The 18552-nt window shown below is 37.9% G+C and carries 23 protein-coding genes; 5 read left to right on the plus strand and 18 right to left on the minus strand.

Annotation, left to right across the window (positions count from 1 at the left end; genetic code table 11):
- The first annotated feature begins 19 nt into the window (after nucleotides 1–19).
- Genes F905_RS15585 through F905_RS04770 form a run of 4 tightly spaced genes read left to right on the plus strand, consistent with a single transcriptional unit; the run spans nucleotide 20 to nucleotide 3414 of the window.
- Complete coding sequence (locus F905_RS15585; protein ID WP_005177839.1) at nucleotides 20–1648, plus strand: hypothetical protein; 1629 nt, start codon at nucleotides 20–22, stop codon at nucleotides 1646–1648.
- A complete protein-coding gene (locus F905_RS15125; protein ID WP_005177842.1) occupies nucleotides 1649–1963 on the plus strand; it encodes a DUF2523 family protein in 315 nt (104 codons plus the stop codon).
- A 3-nt stretch (nucleotides 1964–1966) separates the two neighbouring features.
- A complete protein-coding gene (locus F905_RS04765; RefSeq protein WP_005177844.1) occupies nucleotides 1967–3157 on the plus strand; it encodes a zonular occludens toxin domain-containing protein in 1191 nt (396 codons plus the stop codon).
- Nucleotides 3154–3414 carry a hypothetical protein gene (locus F905_RS04770; RefSeq protein ID WP_005177846.1) on the plus strand — a complete coding sequence of 87 codons (261 nt, stop codon included), beginning with the start codon at nucleotides 3154–3156 and terminating at the stop codon, nucleotides 3412–3414. The genes F905_RS04765 and F905_RS04770 overlap by 4 nt, the downstream gene beginning before the upstream one ends.
- A gap of 450 nt (nucleotides 3415–3864) precedes the next feature.
- Here F905_RS04770 and F905_RS04775 read toward each other — a convergent pair whose 3' ends face one another.
- From F905_RS04775 to F905_RS04820, 10 genes are all read right to left on the minus strand, one after another.
- On the minus strand, nucleotides 3865–4044 hold the full coding sequence (locus F905_RS04775) for a hypothetical protein (RefSeq protein ID WP_228127887.1): 180 nt from the start codon (nucleotides 4042–4044) through the stop codon (nucleotides 3865–3867).
- Nucleotides 4045–4215: 171 nt separating this feature from the next.
- Complete coding sequence (locus F905_RS04780) at nucleotides 4216–4473, minus strand: hypothetical protein (protein WP_005177851.1); 258 nt, start codon at nucleotides 4471–4473, stop codon at nucleotides 4216–4218.
- On the minus strand, nucleotides 4463–5710 hold the full coding sequence (locus F905_RS04785; protein WP_005177854.1) for a zonular occludens toxin domain-containing protein: 1248 nt from the start codon (nucleotides 5708–5710) through the stop codon (nucleotides 4463–4465). Before F905_RS04785 ends, F905_RS04780 begins: the two co-directional genes overlap by 11 nt.
- Nucleotides 5711–5768: 58 nt before the next feature.
- Nucleotides 5769–6053: a DUF2523 family protein gene (locus F905_RS04790; RefSeq protein ID WP_005177856.1), complete on the minus strand. Its 285-nt coding sequence runs from the start codon at nucleotides 6051–6053 to the stop codon at nucleotides 5769–5771.
- Complete coding sequence (locus F905_RS04795; RefSeq protein WP_005177858.1) at nucleotides 6046–7251, minus strand: virulence factor TspB C-terminal domain-related protein; 1206 nt, start codon at nucleotides 7249–7251, stop codon at nucleotides 6046–6048. The genes F905_RS04790 and F905_RS04795 overlap by 8 nt, the downstream gene beginning before the upstream one ends.
- Before the next feature lie 153 nt (nucleotides 7252–7404).
- Nucleotides 7405–7677: a major capsid protein gene (locus F905_RS04800; protein WP_005177859.1), complete on the minus strand. Its 273-nt coding sequence runs from the start codon at nucleotides 7675–7677 to the stop codon at nucleotides 7405–7407.
- A gap of 17 nt (nucleotides 7678–7694) precedes the next feature.
- Nucleotides 7695–7898 carry a hypothetical protein gene (locus F905_RS04805; RefSeq protein WP_005177860.1) on the minus strand — a complete coding sequence of 68 codons (204 nt, stop codon included), beginning with the start codon at nucleotides 7896–7898 and terminating at the stop codon, nucleotides 7695–7697.
- Nucleotides 7899–8061: 163 nt separating this feature from the next.
- Nucleotides 8062–8349, minus strand: a complete 288-nt coding sequence (locus F905_RS04810; RefSeq protein ID WP_005177861.1) for a hypothetical protein — start codon at nucleotides 8347–8349, stop codon at nucleotides 8062–8064.
- Nucleotides 8339–9784: a replication initiation factor domain-containing protein gene (locus tag F905_RS04815; protein WP_005177862.1), complete on the minus strand. Its 1446-nt coding sequence runs from the start codon at nucleotides 9782–9784 to the stop codon at nucleotides 8339–8341. Before F905_RS04815 ends, F905_RS04810 begins: the two co-directional genes overlap by 11 nt.
- 4 nt (nucleotides 9785–9788) lie before the next feature.
- Entirely contained in the window at nucleotides 9789–10037 is a 249-nt protein-coding gene (locus F905_RS04820; protein ID WP_005177864.1) for a hypothetical protein, read from the minus strand.
- Between the two features lie 122 nt (nucleotides 10038–10159).
- Between F905_RS04820 and F905_RS04825 the strand changes: the two genes are divergently transcribed.
- On the plus strand, nucleotides 10160–10354 hold the full coding sequence (locus F905_RS04825; protein WP_005177866.1) for a hypothetical protein: 195 nt from the start codon (nucleotides 10160–10162) through the stop codon (nucleotides 10352–10354).
- 226 nt (nucleotides 10355–10580) lie between these two features.
- Here F905_RS04825 and F905_RS15700 read toward each other — a convergent pair whose 3' ends face one another.
- The 8 genes from F905_RS15700 to F905_RS04860 all read right to left on the minus strand — a co-directional run bounded on the left by F905_RS15700 (nucleotide 10581) and on the right by F905_RS04860 (nucleotide 18140).
- On the minus strand, nucleotides 10581–10715 hold the full coding sequence (locus tag F905_RS15700; protein ID WP_257978080.1) for a hypothetical protein: 135 nt from the start codon (nucleotides 10713–10715) through the stop codon (nucleotides 10581–10583).
- Between the two features lie 2 nt (nucleotides 10716–10717).
- Nucleotides 10718–11278 (minus strand): hypothetical protein, encoded by a 561-nt coding sequence (locus F905_RS04830; RefSeq protein WP_005177867.1) that lies wholly within the window; start codon nucleotides 11276–11278, stop codon nucleotides 10718–10720.
- A 21-nt stretch (nucleotides 11279–11299) separates the two neighbouring features.
- Nucleotides 11300–11920, minus strand: a complete 621-nt coding sequence (locus tag F905_RS04835; protein ID WP_005177869.1) for a hypothetical protein — start codon at nucleotides 11918–11920, stop codon at nucleotides 11300–11302.
- A 191-nt stretch (nucleotides 11921–12111) separates the two neighbouring features.
- The gene (locus tag F905_RS04840; protein WP_005177871.1) at nucleotides 12112–14301 is read right to left on the minus strand and encodes a TonB-dependent receptor; all 2190 of its coding nucleotides are present in this window, start codon (nucleotides 14299–14301) and stop codon (nucleotides 12112–12114) included.
- 352 nt (nucleotides 14302–14653) lie between these two features.
- Nucleotides 14654–15454 carry a sulfite exporter TauE/SafE family protein gene (locus F905_RS04845; protein ID WP_005177874.1) on the minus strand — a complete coding sequence of 267 codons (801 nt, stop codon included), beginning with the start codon at nucleotides 15452–15454 and terminating at the stop codon, nucleotides 14654–14656.
- Nucleotides 15455–15495: 41 nt separating this feature from the next.
- Nucleotides 15496–15987, minus strand: a complete 492-nt coding sequence (locus F905_RS04850) for a flavin reductase (RefSeq protein WP_005177877.1) — start codon at nucleotides 15985–15987, stop codon at nucleotides 15496–15498.
- A gap of 109 nt (nucleotides 15988–16096) precedes the next feature.
- Nucleotides 16097–17125 (minus strand): methionine synthase, encoded by a 1029-nt coding sequence (locus F905_RS04855; protein ID WP_005177880.1) that lies wholly within the window; start codon nucleotides 17123–17125, stop codon nucleotides 16097–16099.
- Nucleotides 17126–17153: 28 nt separating this feature from the next.
- Nucleotides 17154–18140: a DUF1852 domain-containing protein gene (locus F905_RS04860; RefSeq protein WP_005177882.1), complete on the minus strand. Its 987-nt coding sequence runs from the start codon at nucleotides 18138–18140 to the stop codon at nucleotides 17154–17156.
- Nucleotides 18141–18552 lie beyond the last annotated feature (412 nt).

An 18552-nucleotide genomic window follows, 5' to 3' on the forward strand; every position in this document is an offset into this window, starting at 1 on the left:
TAAGGGATTGGGGTTTTTTATGAGATTTTTTAAATATTTGATTTTTTCTTTTCTTTTTCTATTTTCTTCTTCTGCTTTTTCGTATTGGAAATATAACTATTATTCTTCTAAGGTTTTTGTTGGCCCAACTGCTGAAAATGTTTGTGAACAGATTATTAATTATGTTGGAAAAAACAAAAATCATAAAAGTACTACAGTTAAAGAAAATGGCTTTTGTCAGTACACATATTTTGCCACAGATACTCAGAAAACATACGCCTACATGACCGATTTATATAGGCCTTTTCAAGTTTTAGAGTGTTATTATCCTGATTATAAAATTGTAACTCAACCTGTTACTGGTCAAATTAAAGCTTCTATTTGTTTAACTATTGACGGTTCCATGTGTAAATATGTTGCCGATCGAAAAACTTTAAATAATGAACCTATCATTAATGGCAGTATTACAGCTATTTTTGAATCAGTTTCAAAAACGCCTGATCCTAATTGCCAAGAAGAATTATTAAATCCTCCTTGTGATCCTAAAGACCCGTATGGCGGTTGTTATACTCCTCCTAATCAAGAATGTACCCGACAATTTGACGGTTCTATAGTTTGCCCAGAAGAAAAAGAGCCGCCTATTGAAAAGGGCTGTAATGGTGCTGATTATTGCAAACGTCCTCCCCAGGGCTGCGGTGAAGGTTATGTATCAGGTACTTTCAACGGTGAACGAATCTGTATAAAAACAAAACCTAGTAATGGTGGCGGATCAGATGGCGGATCTGACGGTGGTGGCTCTGATGGTGGTGGCTCTGATGGTGGTGGCTCTGATGGTGGTGGCTCTGATGGTGGCGGATCTGACGGTGGCGGATCTGACGGTGGCTCTGATGGTGGCGGCTCTGGTGGCGGCTCTGGTGGCGGCTCTGGTGGTGGTTCTGACGGTGGCGGATCAGATGGCGGATCAGATGGTGGTGGTTCTGACGGTGGCGGATCAGATGGCGGATCAGATGGTGGCGATTCTCCTGAACTCCCAGTAAGCCCTGATTTGTCAGGCGTTATCAATGCAATTAAAAATGTCGCTTCTAAAATAGATCATTATTCAAAAGAAACCATTGAATCTATAGATACAATGTCAAAAAAAATCACAGGTAAAATAGATACTTCAAATGGTCATTTAGATCAAATTGAAGCAAATACGCTTGCCACAAAAAATAATACTGATCAAACAAATAACTTGCTTCAACAAATACTAGACAAAACTGGTAACGGTGGCGATGGCTCAGACGATGGATCAACTGGTGAGGGTGTTGATCTAACAGAAACAAATGGGCTTTTAGGTGAAATCCGTGATGGTATTAATGACATTAAAAATGTCTTTAGTGATGAAGGAAAAACAGAATTAGAACAGATTGGCCAACCGTCTAATGATTCACGCTATACCAGTGCTGAAGCAAATGCCCAATCTTCACTAAATAATTTAGCAAATAAGCTCACTTTTGGTTCTTCTGCTTGTGTTTCAGATTTTGAAATACAACTACCAATTTTTGGCTCTATCAATATTGCATTATCCCAATGGTGTAGCTTACTTGCGCTTATTAAAATTCTCTTTCAATTGGTTGTGCTTCTTACTTGTTTAAGAATGCTTGACGCTACAGTGAGAACAATATAAATGCCAATCCCTCTTTTAGTTCTTGCCTATTCGATTATTTCTGTTGTCGCAAAACTGGTTACTGGTGCAGCTACGGCAGGGCTTGTTTATTATTTTCTGATTAATACAGTCCAACCTTTATTGGATCGTTTAACTTCTGACATTACCAATAAAGTATCTGAATTTTCTTCTATTGGCGGCACATCATTCCAGGTTATTCAGTATCTAGATTTCCCACATGCTATTTCTATCTTGCTTGCAACTTCTTCCGCATGTTTCAGCATAAAAATTATGTCTATTGCAGTTCGTGCTTTCGGTATTAATACAGGATCATAAAAAATGGCAATTCAACTTATTACCGGAAAACCCGGCTCATATAAATCAGCTTATTTGATGTCTGTTGCTCTTGAGGAAATGAAACAAGGGCGATTAGTTTACTTTTGCAATTTTCGTGGCTTACAAGCTGAAAAATACCAATTAAATGTATTGGATCACTTCAATGAATGGGCTTCTGTTCCTGATGGTTCTTTAGTAATTATTGATGAGGTCCAAGAATTTACACGTGATGTACCAACAAACGCAAAAACAGAGGAGCTACCAGACTGGCTAACCTTACTTGAAAAACACCGCCATCGGGGTATAGACATTTTTGTTGTCACTCAACATCCTATGTTTATTCACACTCATATTAGACGGCTTTTAGAAAAACACATACACATGCAACGTGTGCAGGGTATGCCGTGGAGTAATAAAAGGGAATGGCAGCAAGTTTGTTCTGATCCTGAAAATATCGACAATGCAACGATCAAAAAAGGTTGTACTACTACAATTTATAGACCTAACAAAAAAGTTTTTGACTATTACGAGTCAACCGTTGTCGATACCCATAAATTTAAAGTTCCTCGTAAACTTATTACTTCTTTAGGTTTAGTTGGTGGTGCTTTGGCTTTTGTCTTTTGGCTTGGTGCGCCTGTTTTTAATAAATATATAAATCCTACTGGAGATAAGGAGGTTGTACAGCAAATTGCAGATAATCCTAATGCACCTAACCCCAATTTTTCAGCCGAAAATCAGTTATTAGTTAATATTTCAAAATGTATTGATCAATTGAATCTAACTGAAGAACAATGCAAAGAAATGTATGACCCGCAAATTATGCAGGCAAGACACGATCAATTAGAACAAACAACTAGAAACCACATGGATAATATTGTTGTTGACTATTCACCAGCCGATCCATTTAAACCAATCAATGTACATTATGAGGTAACCGCAAAACCTATTTTTTCAGGTTGTACAAAATTTAATGGCAAGTACTACGCTTACACGCAACAAGGCACTAGGCTTGATGTAGACCCGTCAGTCTGTCAACGTGTTATAGATGATGGTGATAGACCTTTCAATTATTTTAAACAAGAACAACAAGTTCAAGCGCAGGCGCAAGTGCCCCAACAGCAAAATCACCCTCAACAGTTCACCAGTGAAGATTTAGCAAAATATCAGCAAGCAAAAATCCAGGGCTTAATATGATTACTATTCAAGATATTTCTGCATTGCAATCCATGTCTACTTTTATTTTTGTAATGGGAATAATAGCCGGTTCAATTTGTACTGGACTTTTTAAGGCTATTAGAACCGCTATTTTCTTGCATTATAAATATCCATCTCGCATTAAAACTGAAAACGGTTATTTATATCGCTTTAGAAATATGTATGTTCCGCTTGATAAACGTAACGCTCTGCGTTCGCAGGCTATTCAGAAATATAAGGAATCACGCATTAAATAAAGTCTTTGATAATTCATGCAATTTTAGAGGGGCCGGAGTGGCCCCGAACTGATGCAATTAAAATTTTAAAACCTTCTTTCCCTGATTACAGGCTCCCATTTGACATAGATCGGTAGGATCAGAGCGACCCGAATGGGCGCGAACTGATAATTTTTTGGATAAAACTTGATTTCGTATAATGTATATTATGTTAAATAGAATATTCAAGACTGTGGCCTACACAACCTGTTTGTTGCCACAGCTCAGTAACGTGATGATCTACGATTATACATCACGTTACTGAGTATCCTAATGAACATAATATAAGTTATGCAGAAATCAGACCGCTACTCGACTTGCGTATTAGTCCAAGCCTACGCAAGTCTGCGTGGCTATGACCTCTATGTCTGGGTACATGATGCAGATTTGGTCAATCGTTTCCCGCATATTATAGGTTGCGGGAAATTGAAATTATGACCAGCGATTAAAGCTATAACTTTGCTGTGCTGGTCTATCTATATGATGCTCTAACTTATGGATTAGTAACTTAACTTCGTTAATTTTATCGTTTGTTGAACCTTGATCATGCTGAACATAAATAAGATATTCATTTAATATTTCAATAAGTTCTTGCCAATCATCTTGGCGCATGACTCCAATTGAACGTCTATATCGCATATATATTCAGCCTAGCGCGTCTGTTATTTTCTTTGAATAATCAATATATTCAGTCCTTGCTTGCTCCTTAAGCCACTGTAATTGTTAAAAATAAAGCAATCGTAGATTGCTGATTTTTATACAATTCCATACGTTTAAGCAGCCCTAAACATCAACAACTACAGTAAACATAGCAACTTTGAAATTCAAATGAAGATATTTTAATAATAAATCTAATGAGTTAAATTTTATTTGCTCATCTTGTGAATTAACTAAATTCCCTGATGCAACTGGACAATGAAATCCTATGCACCATTTATCATATTTCTTAGGTCTTGTCGGAACTGCAAGAAATTGAAATTGATCTTTATGCAATTTATAAATTTTCTTAAGTTGCTCTAATGTATATAAATCATGTTCCATAAATAACATTCTCATTAATATTGGGTGTGGTAGGTTCAGTATGATTTCCATTGACTGGTTGTACTTCCTGTTGTCGTTTTAGTTTAGACAAAGGAATTCTTGTATTTTTTCGAGACAATAATCGGCATTGTTCCTCTGTGATTTCAACAATATCACCGTAAGAATTTTTAGCATAACAATCACTTGATGACTCAATAACCATAGCAACTCTTTTTAATTCATCTTTTTGTAAATCAATAGGCTGATTAGCTTGTGTGACTTGTTTTTCTTGTTGAATTGATGGTGTAGAGCTGGGATTAATTACTTGTTTTTCGTCTTTAATTTCATCTTTTTTAAAGGGTGATAATGATGATTTACTTGGCCCTGAACATGAATATAGAAATAAACAAAATGCAGCAAGAATAAATAAACCTATACCTACCAACCCTTTTGGGTATCTTGGTTTATGAGTATCAATCGTGGTCGATTTATACAGCTTAAAGATGCGTTGTTGCGGTTTAAAATCAAACTTGGCTTCACAGTTTAATTTATTTACCAATGTATTTGGGTATTGACGACATGAACCAAAACGGTAAATTTTGGGTGTACGCCCATATGGACGTGTAATATGGTAATGGCAGCCGATTAATTCTTTTATGGTTGGGTGTAAAAGGCTTGGTGCTTGAGTAATAAAGTAAAAGTCAAAACCACGATGTCGATGGGTCGTTAGCTCCATAACCATATCATCTTTTACTTTAGTTTGAGCGTATGGGTCAACGAGCTGAACCTCGTCAATAGTAATAATTGAACCATCAGGACATTCACGCCAATCATGAATATTAGCTCTAACATAATCAATTTTAAGGGCCTTAATATTACTATAAATGGTACGAACAGGTTGTAAGCGTTTAAAGCCTTGCTCTCCTTCCCGATCTTCAATCCGTTCTATAATTTCATTGTATCTAACTGAACGTAGAAAGTAATAATCAGGTCTTAAATCATCAAAGTCTTGATTCAAGAAATTAAAATAATCATCAGGTAAAAACTCAATTTCATTTTTTAACTCATGACCTGAACCTATCTCAATTTCATAGTAAGCAAAGTCATCTTTATATTTCGTAAATAGCTGTTGATTATTTTGATGAATTAACTTGTTCTTTTCTAAGTTAATTTTATTTTGACGTTCGATTTTATCTAATTCAGTCACTACATAAGCGGTTTTACTTGCACCTGGAACGCCTGTTACTAAGTTTAGCATGATTGATTAATTCCTTTGGTGCAGTAATCGTCCTTCTCGTCGTAGCTCCTCGTCATCCTCATACTGCACCTACTTTTCTAAGGCTTAGTTTTGATGAATTTTGAACGTATTTGGTGACGATAGCCCCTAAGATTATTGAAAAGGCATAATCAAAGCCTGCTAAACCAGCAAGATTTAAAACAGTTGCAGAAATAGAGCCAAGAGAGCTTCTAAATGTAGTAACAGCTTGATTAAGCACGATCAGTAGTGCGCCACTGGTTGCAAGAGTAATACCGGCACCAGTTAAAACATTTTTAAGAAACCCTTTTTGTAAGGATGAAAATAAGGTTGATAAACTACTCATTGGTACGAACTCCTGCAATGATTAGCACAGCAACAAACGAAGAGATAGCAATAACAATCGGCTTGAATATGTCATTTAGCATTGAACAGAATGGAGTGAAGTCTTTGATACCAAAGGATTGAGAAACACCACCATAATTAAAATCATATGTGATAGGTGCCGGACATTGACCATTAAATTTAATATCCGTATTAATATTGACTGGTGTATCTGTAGGAAAATCTAAGTGAGTATCTTGTTGTGGTTCAGGTTTCAAATAATCTGATAACTCCCCTACTTTCTCTTTGATGAAATCAACTGATTCACAGACTGTACTTGCCCATGTACAGAAGACAGGAAAGTCTAAATTGATTGAACCATCACTATATCCCCCTGTAGCCGTTCCACTTGTAGGCGCTGGAGCTATATAGGGTGGTACATAAACCTGATCATCAACCAAGCCATTATTTAGTTCATTAATTGCTTCAGTAACTTCAGTTGGTAAAATATTGGTTGGAACAAGCGTAGGATCAACTAGTTTTGGTGCTTCTTGAGGTAATTGGGGAATTACTAAATCTACAGCAACGCTATCAGGTATAGCTTTAGGCTTTGATTGTGTAGGATTTAAAACAAGTGTTAAATCTCTTGTCCAGCCACAACCACTAGGAATAGTATCTTTACATAAGTCCATCGTGACACTGCCATATGAAGCACCATTCCATCTGCAATTTTGATAGCCAACAGGATTCAATTGTGGCCATTGCCAAGCCAATTCTGGATAAGCCACGGCACAAGCTTGATTCAAATTAGTGATTTGGATAAAACCACTATTCCTTGTGTCGATACCAATATTGCGATCAGCGATAGAACCAGTGATTGGAGTATAAATAGTTTCTGAATCTTGGTATTCGATACCCGTAGTAGAAGCAATAGAGGCAAGAGCTGCAAAAGGAGCAAGGCGTTTAGAAACGACATAACGTAAGACCTTAGATAGTGATTGTGGTGAAACTGCCTTAGTAACTACACGGCTTAAGCCACTAGCACTATTTGATAATTTAAATTGAAAATTGTAGTAGCCATTCTGTAAGCGACCTAAATATGAGGATGTAATCACTGATGCTGATGTATTTGCATAGGCTTGATACGGCATAAATAACGACATCAATAGAATAAGTTGCGCTAAAAAAATTGCTAAGAAGCGTGATAAATATTTTTTCATAGACGCTCACATACTTCTTATGACGAGCCAACATGCAGCTAAGATAATCAGAATGGGTATCCAATTAAGCACACTTGCTTCTTCCATGACTTCACCTTTTTTTATTTTAGTACCGCAACTTTTTTATAAGCTGCGGTATTAAGTGAAATTGAATTAAGCAGAGTTAGCACCACGTTTGATATAACGCCAACCAGCAAAGATACCGAGTAAAATAAGACCAGCAGCGAAAAGACCAGTAATAATTTCTTTACCACCTTCAATTTCGTTTGTTAAGCCTGATGCATCAATAGAACTTGCTGCATTGGTATGAATTGCTAAGGCTGTACCTGTTGCAATGATTGCCCCTTGTTTGATGCGTGTAGCAAATGTTGGACGTTGTACCAGTTGTAAAGCACCACGCTTTTCAATTACTGTTAGTTTTTCCATGGTAATATTCCCATTGGTTAGAGTTGATTTACAGCTTTTGCAAACAATGCATAGGCAATGAATACACCAGCTATACCTACTAATGAGCCACCAATCATTATCATTTCACTTTTTGTAATCGCTACCGATTGAAAAAGATCAAGGTAATTAAAGGTTGCCCATTCCACGCATGTTTGCAGACCCGATTCATTTGGTTGTGATAAAGTCTTGCAAACGTGCATTTTTTAAATTCCTTTTTCTTTAAATTGCACTACTGATAAATCAGATTGTAATTTTTCTAAATCTGTCATGAAGGTCATCCATCACATCGTTTTTCATGATTTTTGAGTGGCTCTAAATAAAAGAAATAAGCACCACATTTTTTACATGAATATGTTAAGCAACTCATTTTTGAACTTGTGGCACAAGGTCTTTTAAGATCGTGACCATTGATTTACCGTTACTCACTTGTTCCATTGTTGCCTCAGCATTCAATGGAAATTTCAAAGTTTTCAATTTCTCAAAATTGGCAGATGTGCCCCAGCGGATTTGTTCACCCACTTGACCAACAAAGTTATCCCCATCTTGTAATTCGGCTTGGAAAAAGATAGTTGTAGAGTCATAAGGTTTACCGTTGAACTCACCCTTTGAACTCTTTGCTCCAAGTACGGTAATCGTTGTTTTAAATTGCATGAGCTAATTCCTCATATATTGGTTGATTGATACGAACGGCTTGCATTGCTGCAATTGCAGAGAATTTCAGACGTTTAGGGACTTCATCTTTGGATGATGAAAGCATGGTCAGTAATTCAGAATCGTCATAGACTTTTCGGAATTGGCGAATGTATTTACCAAACTGAGTTTTGGTAATTTCGATTGCTTTTTTCCATTCGATTTGTGATTGTTTTTTAATGATCTCAGTCTTTTCGGGCATGATGTATTGCCCTAGTCTTGGCAATAAAACCTTTTCAAATACTGGATAAGCACCGACAAAATACTGGGATGGTGAAAGCAACATTTCTAATTCTAGGTAACGATCTTTGGATTTAAACTCGATTTCAATACGAACCCATTCGCTTAAGGGATCACCCTTTTCTTTACCTTTTTCATAAATTCGGCAAGATTTTCCACTTTCACGGACACCGATATATAAAGTACGTCCTTTTCCACTAGGACGTTTCCAATTACCAGCCTGTCTTGACTCAGGAACTCGACCTGAAACCCAAAACATTTCTTCTGTATCCCATTTATCGGCTTCGTCTAGAGAGATGTATTCACCCTCTAAGTCATCAAAGCAAATATCCACACGAGAAAGCTTTGAACCTTTGATTTGCTTCAAATATTTATATAGTTGTTCATTCCAGCCTTTACGAGCAAGCGCACATCCTGAGCCATTGATTTGAATATAAATATATTTTTGTTGATTTCCATACAGAACCATACCTAGATCATCCTGTAAGGTATAAGCATATCGATTATGATGCATGCCTTTATCACGTTTTTGACCTAGACCAAATCCAAATAATTCAAAAAGTTCTTGATCTATAACAGATTCGAGTAATTCAGTTAGAGCCTCATCCTCAATTAAAGGGTCAAGAGATAAATATTTTTCATGGAAATGAGATAAAGGGATACTGAAAGTGACCCAATCTATGCCAGCTATACCGTTATCGACTTTTGCAGCAATTGGTATAGGTACAATGCCTTTTCCAGTAGAAATAATTTTGTGGTTATCTAAATATCTTGGAAAGGCCCATTGTTCAGATTGCAGTGATTCATTCGGTAACCCCATATTATAAATTGGGGTTTGAGAACCTTGCTGATTTGGATGTACCGTGTTTTTTAGTACATTGGCTATTTTATGTTCAAATGTTTGAATGACTGAATTGTCCTGTGGCTGTTTCTGTTTTTTAGTGATGAGCTGCTGGCAATGGTTCAATTTGTTCTGAACAACACCGTTTAGGAAATCTTTTAGATTTTGGCAAACACCGAAATTAATTTCTGAGTAAGTCGCAGCTAAGACAATTTCATCCATGATGGATTGTGATTGTTCATAGACTTCTGTAAGTTGATGAATATTTCTATCGAAGTCTTGGATTTTATTAATCAGTTCCCATGCCTTGTCCATCACCCTACTCTCCTAAATATTCACGAATTTCAGCGTTTGCTTTTTTATAAGTTTCTAGGTGGGCATCAATCAGTGAATAGTCATACGACCAATCACTTGCGACCACTGCCAAATGCTCAAGGCATCTTTCTGTAGATTCTGCTGGGCAGCAGACTTCTAAGCATGGATTACCGTGTTCGGCAACAATCTTGGCAACTTGGTTAAAAGCAGCTTGAATGAAATCGAGATGATTTTGAAACGATATAGCAGCCATAGTTACCTTGTTTAAAAGTTACCAATATGTGTATTTAAATTAAATCATTTTAAAAGTAACTTTACAACTTAAATTTAAGTTTAAAATAAAACAAAGTTACTTTTAAAAATGGATTCAAAGTTATGGCAAAGGTTTATAAAATTCGAGATGAAGAAGTCGACAACATCAAAGAATCTTTGATGAAGTTCGTTATTGAAAAAAAAGTCTTAATGAAAGAATCAGATGTAATTCATGCTCTGATTAAATATCATCTAAAGAATTTAAAGGCAGATGAAGTTATGAAGTATCGAGAAGAGGTACTAGATAAAATTGATTAAAGAGCTTCATAGTTAGTAAAATCTATAACGTTTTATAAGATATTACTGATATTTATTTTTATTAAAAGATATATTTATCAATGGTTTATAACCTAGGTTATACAAGTACCACCTACTCTATTGAATTTTAAAAAATTACTCAATTGTAAATATTTATTAAAAGTCTTAAATTTGAGACTAGAGTCCACCATTAGATAACGTGGACTCTTTTTTTGTTCATAAAAAATCAATCTTCGCTGAAGTATTCACTTGTGCTTCCACCAGATTGATCACTTTCAAGAATATCTACAACGAAAGGAACATCAAACTCTTCTGGTACTGCTTCAGAATCATTTTGCGAAATATTTGGATCTATACTCATAGCTAAGCCATTTTATAAAAGAAAATAAGAATCATAGATACCATAAAAAAGATACCTGCACCAATAGTAAACCTATATCCCCAAATCATTAATCCAGTTTTTTTCTCATTTTCTATTCGATATTTAGATATAATTTGAGCATAATTTTTCGCTAATGTTAAATAAACAGATTCTAATTTTTTCTCTTTAAAAAAATTGATAAGACTTTCATCTGAAGACATCTTTGCAACTGAACGAAGTTTTATGCTTGAGAGAATAAAGCCCCATGCAATACAGAAAAGAAAAAAAGTAATCGAAATAACCGCCTTAACTAATAGGAAATATAGATACTCTGGCTTTGAAGTCCACTCAAAAACCCATCTAACTATTAGGACATACGCAGTTATTGCTACAGTTAAAGCAGTTAAATATTTAGCTGCTTTATCTTCTAATTTACCAAATCTATTTTTTTCATCTTCAAGCTGAGCTTTTTGATATTCATAAAGAGCTTTATATTTCTCTCTATCAACCTTTGGTAACTCAGCTTTTGGTTCATCTTTTTTAAAAAAACATTTAAATTTCATATTTACAATAGCTCAAACCATTTATTTAGGCACAGGCAAATCTGAAATTAATTTATAATCAATTCTACGTTGAATAAACTGTTCTTGCATCCATATAAGTAGCTTCATAACTAAAGTCACAAATACAATCATAATTTTCTTATTTAAATCAGCATCTTTATAAAGGTATTCCTGTTTTACTCGCTCACCAGTCGCCATGTTAGTTCCTTCTAAATATACACATAGCTGATCACAAGGCAGAAATCTACTACGACCTGAAGGTAAGGCATCAACTTTCAATCTAAGTGAATCTAAACGGCTATCTTCAAGTAAATATTGTCGACGATGTGAATAGCTATTTCTTATGTCATTAAACTTGTCAATAGCATCATAAAAATCTTCATTCAAACCTAGATTCTTAGATATATTTAATTTAGCTTTAAATGAAGGATTACTTCCTCGGCCTGAAAATAAATCATTTGTATGTGTAATTTTGGCACACCAAATATTAAGAAAATCTTCTAGAATTAAATGCCCACGTAAAATAACCCCCATAGTATCTGGGGAATTAATCATTGCACCATAATCATTATGATCAAAAACATTAGAGAAATCTCCTCCAATAGGTACATAGGTGGAATAATCTATTTGATTGTCAGTCATCTTTTTCTCAAGTATTAAGTCATTCTGAAGTCGCATAACTTCATTTTATGTTAAATAGAATGTCGGGGATTGTGCCCTATACAAACTGTATACTGGCACAACTTCACTGGAGATATTTGCTAAAGGTATATAGAGTTGCGAACTCATAATCCGATTCTTAAGTACTTGTTCAAGAACTACCATCATTAAAATTAATAGTTGATAGTATAACTTAAGGCAAAAGTTCGGCCTTCGGCAGGAATTGCTAATAAAGAATTGGCATTTGTTACCGCAGCCTGTTGAGCAAATACAGTTTTGTATTGGCTATCCCAAAGATTATAAATACCAAAATCTACGCGCCCTTTTGCCATTGGAAAATGGGCCAATACATCCATAGTACTGTAGCCTTTAATATCTGCAGCACTATTGCTGTCAGTCAAACCGGCTGTCTTTAATTGCTGGTCATCCTTATAGGCTTTATTGGTACCTTTAATGGCCTGTATTTGTGCACGGACACCATAGCCAGCGTCGTTATTCCATTCAGCGAATAAAGTTCCTTTGGTTGGAGAAATGGCAAAAGCATTTAATTCATGCCAATTGTCGGCAACATCTTTATACTGCCCACGTGTATAACCTAGAGTACCTCCGACCTTATAGTTTTGCATAAATGGATAGCTGACAGTCGCTTCTGCACCATATACTCTTTGATCAGCATCTACTACGTTTACAGAACGGTCAGCATTAAACTGTACCACCTGATCCGAGGTATTATAAAAACCGGTTAAGCCAAGATTTAAGCCCGTGTCCTGATTTAAACGCCAGCCTAATTCATAGCTGTTTACTGTAATCGGTGCAATACCAGAAGTCGTTAAGGTATAAGCAGCCACATCACGCAGCACCCGTTGTACATCTGGATAACTATAACCCTGTGAGAAGTTAGCATAAACTTGCTGCGCGTCTGTTAACTCATAGACTGCACCCAAATTGAATAGAAATTTGTCCGAATGGGTGGAGTCAGCCGCCATTAAAGTAATCGGTTTACGTGCGGTTAAATAACTGTCAGTGTCTGCCTGAACATATTGATAACGCACACCGGCCTGAATATTTAGACGATCTGTTAAGGCATAATCTCCTTGGACAAATGTGCCAATATTCTGAATTTCTGTATCAGGACCGGAACCCTGTTTTTCCCCTGTAGCGGTATAAACCAGACCATTATGACTAGGTGTATAGTAATCTGCCCATTGATGGTCTTTTTCCCAGTCATAGTCGAGGCCATAAGTCAGTTTTAAATCTCGATCTGCGACCTGTATATTAGATTGAATGGTAGAACGAATACCGGCATAGTCAATATTGGATTGGCTTTGCTTTACCTTACTCCCATCTTTCGAATAGCCGTAAGGTACAAAGCGTACTTTTTCATTACGATAATATGCCTCCACATTCAAAGTCTGTCCAAGGACATCTTGATTTTGATATTGGGTATTAACGGCATAGCGCTCTGTAAAGGGCTGATTATCGAGGCTCCATCCTTTTATTGCTTTATGGGAAGGCTCAGTACCAGTTTGTAAGTAGGAATAGTCTGGTCCATATTCTGTATCCTGTTTATCTTTATAATATTGCGCCCCTACACTGAAAGTTTGCGTATCTGTTAAGTCAAAGTTTAAACGGCCATTGATGTCAAGGGTATCGGTATCCATTGTGCTACCCTGCCAAGGACTTAATGAAATACGCTCTCCTCGACCATCAAATTGAGAACCTCGGCGGGTATAATCTAGGCCTAAAAATCCATCCACTTGATCATTACTAAATGAGGCAGTTTGACCTACTTGGTAAGTTAAACCGTCACGGCGGAAATTATCGGCTGATGTGATGCCCAGCTTGGTTTGAAAACTTACGGGTTCAGATTTATCTGCGCGTTTGGTAATAATATTAATAATGCCACCCGTAGCACCTGAACCATAAATACTGGATGCGCCGGAAACCACCTCAATATGGTCAATCATATTTGGACTAATACTATTCAGTTGACGAGCAACATCCCGTGAACCTGTCTGTGAAACTCCATCAATCATGACCAGTACATTACGTCCACGCATGGTCTGACCATAATTACTTGTAGTTCCACTACTAGGTGCTAAAGATGGTACAAGCTGCGCTAAAATATCCGCGACTTTTCGACCTGCGCCAGCTTGTTGAACAATTGCTTCGCCATGAATGGTTTGTACTGTCCCTGCGATCTCGGCGATTGTTTTAGGTGTACGTGTGGCGGTCATCACTATTGTTGAAAGTTGAGTGATATCCGGTTTTTCTGGTGCAGCTGCTGGGCTACTCTCTTTTGCATAAAGATGCATAGAAATAGCGATTGTGAGAAGACAAAGATTAAATTGAGATCGCCGCATTTTTATTCCCTAGATTGCAATTGTTAATTTTGTGGCAAATGATAATCATTATTATTAATGATGTAAAATTATTATTTAAAAATTTTATTGAGTACTTTCCTGGCTTGAAACTTCACAGGAAAAATTTCATAAAACAGACAATGAACACTGCTTTGAAATGAAAAAAATTAATATTTATTGATCTATTTTTAATTGAGGTAACCGACTTCTTCTAAGTAAATCAAGTAATCCAAATTGAACAGGAAGCTCCTTCTAAAGATAATTATTTAGATCATGAATCTGCTAAGAAGCATACGCTCTATAATCAAACCACCATTATGAGCGTATTCGTTATCTTCCAATTGCCTTCAGCTTAACCCAAACCCTTAACCAGAAAGAAACAGCCCACAATCACCAATAACACGGCGAAACATTTTTTCAGGATTTGTGGCGATAATGCATGTGCTGTTTTCGCCCCAAGTTTGGCAGTAAAGAAACTCATAATGCTAATACCAAGAAAAGCATAAATATGAACAAAGCCAATAGTATTGGGCACATTCACCTGCGCCTGCATCCCAAAAATCATAAATCCCAAAGCACCGGCAACTGCAATGGGGAAACCACAGGCTGCAGATGTGCCTACTGCCTGTTGCATGACCACGCCATAACGGTTGAGATACGGTACGGTCAAGCTGCCACCGCCAATCCCAAAGATGGCTGAAGCAAAACCAATTCCCGAACCTGCAGCGATTTGTTGACCGGTTGAGGGCAAGGTTCGCCCCTGCTCTGCCGGATTTTTGCTACCTGTAAACATGGTATACGCCACCCAGATCAGAAAGATTCCTACCACAATCTGCAAATGTAAGCCCGAAATTAAACCGGCAATCCCTGCACCGAAAAAGCATCCAATGGCCATAGGCGGAGCTAGATGTCTAAAGACTGGCCACAGCACTGCCTCGTTCTTATGGTGCGCCATCAATGAACTGATAGAGGTGATCACAATAGTTGCTAGCGATGTACCTAAAGCCAAATGCATAATCACATCCGGACTATAACCCATCTGCATAAACACGATATATAACAGTGGCACAATGATTGTTCCGCCACCGACCCCAAACAGCCCAGCGGCAAAACCTGCGCATGCCCCGATAATTAAAAAAATGATAATTTCCACGAAATACTGACTGAATAATTTGAAATTAAAGACAAGGCGCCTTAAGCAAGTTCCAGCTCACCAACCTGATGATAGGCACGATTAAAATACACCAGACCATGTTCTTGCTGACTGTGCTGAATGGCCAGCACACGGCACATAAAAATGCTATGCGTACCCACCTGCTGAATCTGCTCAATCTCGCAATCAAAGCTGGTCAAGGCATCTGTTAACACCGGCGCGCCGGTTTCCAGCTCAGTCCAGGTTCCATATTGAAAGCGCTCTTCAGACTTCATTTTGGAGGCAAAGACATTGGAGATTTGTTGATGCTGCGCGCCTAGCACATTCACGCTCAAGATTTTATTTTCAATAAAATGGGCGTGTGAGCGTGAAGCCTGATTCATGCAAACCAATAAGGTCGGTGGTGTATCGGTTACACTACACACGGCAGATGCGGTAAATCCATGCACACCAGACGCCCCTGCCGTGGTCACCACATTGACCGCGCTGCTGAGCAAAGACATGGCATTTCTAAAGTCTGCTGCTTCAATCATCACCAGATTCCTTCATTTTCTTGGGTTATGCTTGAAATGGTTGTTAAGCGGATGGGCCAGATGTTTTCCATCCATTCCCATCAGCTCTGCCACATGATGTGCCTGCGCGTTAAGCACTCAATTCTTGACGCACAATATCGGCGCCAGCGCTTAAAGCACGAAGTTTACCTTGCGCCACCTGACGCGATAACGGTGTCATACCACAGTTGGTCGATGGATAAAGCTTGTCGGCATCAACAAATTGCAAAGCTTTACGCAGGGTATTGGCTACTTCTTCTGCGGTTTCAATCTGGCTGGTGGCCACATCAATAGCGCCAACCATGACTTTTTTACCGCGGATCAGCTCAATCAGGTCCATCGGTACCCGCGAGTTTTGGCATTCCAGCGATACAATATCAATTTTGGATTGTTGCAGTTTCGGGAACACGGCTTCATATTGACGCCACTCGGAGCCTAAGGTTTTTTTCCAGTCGGTATTGGCTTTAATGCCATAGCCATAACAGATATGCACGGCGGTTTCGCATTTCAGACCTTCCAGTGCGCGTTCCAGCGTGGCCACGCCCCAGTCATTGACCTCATCAAAGAACACGTTAAAAGCAGGTTCATCAAACTGGATAATATCAACCCCAGCAGCTTCGAGTTCCCTTGCCTCCTGATTCAGGATTTTGGCAAATTCCCAAGCCAGTTTTTCACGGCTTTTGTAATGACCATCGTACAGGGTATCAATCATGGTCATTGGACCCGGCAAAGCCCATTTAATTGGCTGAGTGGTCTGGCTGCGTAAAAACTTGGCATCTTCTACAAACACCGGCTGTTTCCGGGCCACCTCACCGATCACCGAAGGTACGCTGGCATCATAACGGTTACGGATACGCACCGTTTCCCGTTTTTCAAAATCCACACCTTCGAGATGTTCAATAAAGGTGGTGACAAAATGCTGACGGGTTTGTTCACCATCGCTTACAATATCAATTCCGGCCAGTAACTGTTCATGCAGTGACAGGCTCAAGGCATCCTGTTTGGCTTCACGCAGTGCATCACCTTCAAGTTTCCATGGCGACCAGAGTTTTTCCGGTTCTGCCAGCCAGGATGGTTTCGGTAAGCTGCCTGCGGTTGAGGTTGGGAGTAAAATGCTCATCTTTAATCTTCTATCTCTATACGTTGAATTAAGCAGCGTTGGTTGCTACGGCGTAGCTGGCAGCCCACTGTTCCAGAATGTGCTGATACGGTTTAATAAAGTGTTCTTCTGTCCATTTGCCCTGTTTTACGGCCAGCTGGCTACGCTCGACACGGTCATAGACAATTTGCGTTAAGGAATAATCCGGGTACTCAAGACTAGGTTGATAGACCTGACCTGCAGTCGAGTTGGCATTATAAATTTCAGGACGATAAATCTTCTGGAAGCTTTCCATGGTGCTAATCGCGCTGATTAATTCAAGATCGGTATAATCTGCCAATAAATCACCGCTAAAATAGAATGCCAAAGGTGCAGCACTATTTTCTGGTTTAAAATAGCGAACGGTTAAACCCATTTTAGCGAAATAATGATCTGTTCTTGAGTATTCATTTTGCTGATATTCAACCCCTAACACCGGATGAATATTGGCGGTACGATAATAGGTTTTGGTGGTCGATACGCTCAGGCAGATCACCGGCTGTTTATTAAACTGTGACTGGAACGCCTCGGAATTCACCACGTACTGATACAGCTTGCCGTGCAAATCACCAAAGTTGTCTGGTATTTCCCCTGCTTTATAGCCTTGGGACAATAAAAGCACGCTAAAATCATAATCACGTACATACGATGAAAAACTGTTTCCGATCATGCCTTCAATACGCTGATTGGTACGATGATCAACAATCGTCGATTTCAGCATTTCAATGGCTGGAAAGGCGTTACCATTGCCTTCGACATCAAGATCTGCAGATACAATATCAATTTCCAGTGAATAACGGTCACCCTTCGGATTATCCCAATGTGCCAAGGCATTAAAACGGTTATTGATCATGCGCAGCGTATTACGCAGGTTCTGTTCACGGCTTTCGCCACGCGCCAGATTGGCAAAGTTGGTTGTTAAACGGGTACTGTCCGCTGGTTGATAGTTTTCATCAAAACGAATACGTTGAATTGAACATGCAAACTGTTGACTCATCTGTTCCACCGCTTTAAATATCTAAAAATAAAAATCTGAATATCTTTCTGGTTTTAGTTATACGTGAACCCTAAGATGAATAAAAATGATTTAATCTAAGTTAATAATGAATAAAATTCATGTTTAATTTTAAATAAAGTTATTTAAGAGGGAAAAACAGAAAAATAGACTGCCTTATTAGTGATCAATCTAGTCCAATTTTTCTAGCAGAAAAAAGGTCAAAACAATGCTAGATTTAAAATCAAAATAAATTTTCAAATTCCAATAAAATCAATTATTTATAATTTTTATTTTAACTAAGTATCTTCACATTTTGTTGAAGAGAATGAGTTTCTTGATGGAATAAAAAATTGGCTCGCCTAAATATTTGGATCTGGTCTGTTTAGGTCAAACGGCGCTTATATAAAAATGT

The organism is Acinetobacter sp. CIP 53.82, assembly GCF_000369465.1.
Classification (GTDB): domain Bacteria; phylum Pseudomonadota; class Gammaproteobacteria; order Pseudomonadales; family Moraxellaceae; genus Acinetobacter; species Acinetobacter indicus.

Bases quoted from the DNA above. Each gene is read 5' to 3' on its own strand.
- F905_RS04800 (WP_005177859.1), bottom strand. From the start codon at position 7,677: ATGGAAAAACTAACAGTAATTGAAAAGCGTGGTGCTTTACAACTGGTA.
- F905_RS04860 (WP_005177882.1), bottom strand. From the start codon at position 18,140: ATGAGTCAACAGTTTGCATGTTCAATTCAACGTATTCGTTTTGATGAA.
- F905_RS15125 (WP_005177842.1), top strand. From the start codon at position 1,649: ATGCCAATCCCTCTTTTAGTTCTTGCCTATTCGATTATTTCTGTTGTC.
- F905_RS04830 (WP_005177867.1), bottom strand. From the start codon at position 11,278: ATGAAATTTAAATGTTTTTTTAAAAAAGATGAACCAAAAGCTGAGTTA.
- F905_RS04780 (WP_005177851.1), bottom strand. From the start codon at position 4,473: ATGGAACATGATTTATATACATTAGAGCAACTTAAGAAAATTTATAAA.
- F905_RS04850 (WP_005177877.1), bottom strand. From the start codon at position 15,987: ATGATTGAAGCAGCAGACTTTAGAAATGCCATGTCTTTGCTCAGCAGC.
- F905_RS04820 (WP_005177864.1), bottom strand. From the start codon at position 10,037: ATGGCTGCTATATCGTTTCAAAATCATCTCGATTTCATTCAAGCTGCT.
- F905_RS04835 (WP_005177869.1), bottom strand. From the start codon at position 11,920: ATGACTGACAATCAAATAGATTATTCCACCTATGTACCTATTGGAGGA.
- F905_RS04790 (WP_005177856.1), bottom strand. From the start codon at position 6,053: ATGAGTAGTTTATCAACCTTATTTTCATCCTTACAAAAAGGGTTTCTT.
- F905_RS04785 (WP_005177854.1), bottom strand. From the start codon at position 5,710: ATGCTAAACTTAGTAACAGGCGTTCCAGGTGCAAGTAAAACCGCTTAT.
- F905_RS04825 (WP_005177866.1), top strand. From the start codon at position 10,160: ATGGCAAAGGTTTATAAAATTCGAGATGAAGAAGTCGACAACATCAAA.
- F905_RS04765 (WP_005177844.1), top strand. From the start codon at position 1,967: ATGGCAATTCAACTTATTACCGGAAAACCCGGCTCATATAAATCAGCT.
- F905_RS04810 (WP_005177861.1), bottom strand. From the start codon at position 8,349: ATGCAATTTAAAACAACGATTACCGTACTTGGAGCAAAGAGTTCAAAG.
- F905_RS04770 (WP_005177846.1), top strand. From the start codon at position 3,154: ATGATTACTATTCAAGATATTTCTGCATTGCAATCCATGTCTACTTTT.
- F905_RS15700 (WP_257978080.1), bottom strand. From the start codon at position 10,715: ATGAGTATAGATCCAAATATTTCGCAAAATGATTCTGAAGCAGTACCA.
- F905_RS04855 (WP_005177880.1), bottom strand. From the start codon at position 17,125: ATGAGCATTTTACTCCCAACCTCAACCGCAGGCAGCTTACCGAAACCA.
- F905_RS04775 (WP_228127887.1), bottom strand. From the start codon at position 4,044: ATGCGCCAAGATGATTGGCAAGAACTTATTGAAATATTAAATGAATAT.
- F905_RS04805 (WP_005177860.1), bottom strand. From the start codon at position 7,898: ATGCACGTTTGCAAGACTTTATCACAACCAAATGAATCGGGTCTGCAA.
- F905_RS15585 (WP_005177839.1), top strand. From the start codon at position 20: ATGAGATTTTTTAAATATTTGATTTTTTCTTTTCTTTTTCTATTTTCT.
- F905_RS04795 (WP_005177858.1), bottom strand. From the start codon at position 7,251: ATGAAAAAATATTTATCACGCTTCTTAGCAATTTTTTTAGCGCAACTT.
- F905_RS04815 (WP_005177862.1), bottom strand. From the start codon at position 9,784: ATGGACAAGGCATGGGAACTGATTAATAAAATCCAAGACTTCGATAGA.
- F905_RS04840 (WP_005177871.1), bottom strand. From the start codon at position 14,301: ATGCGGCGATCTCAATTTAATCTTTGTCTTCTCACAATCGCTATTTCT.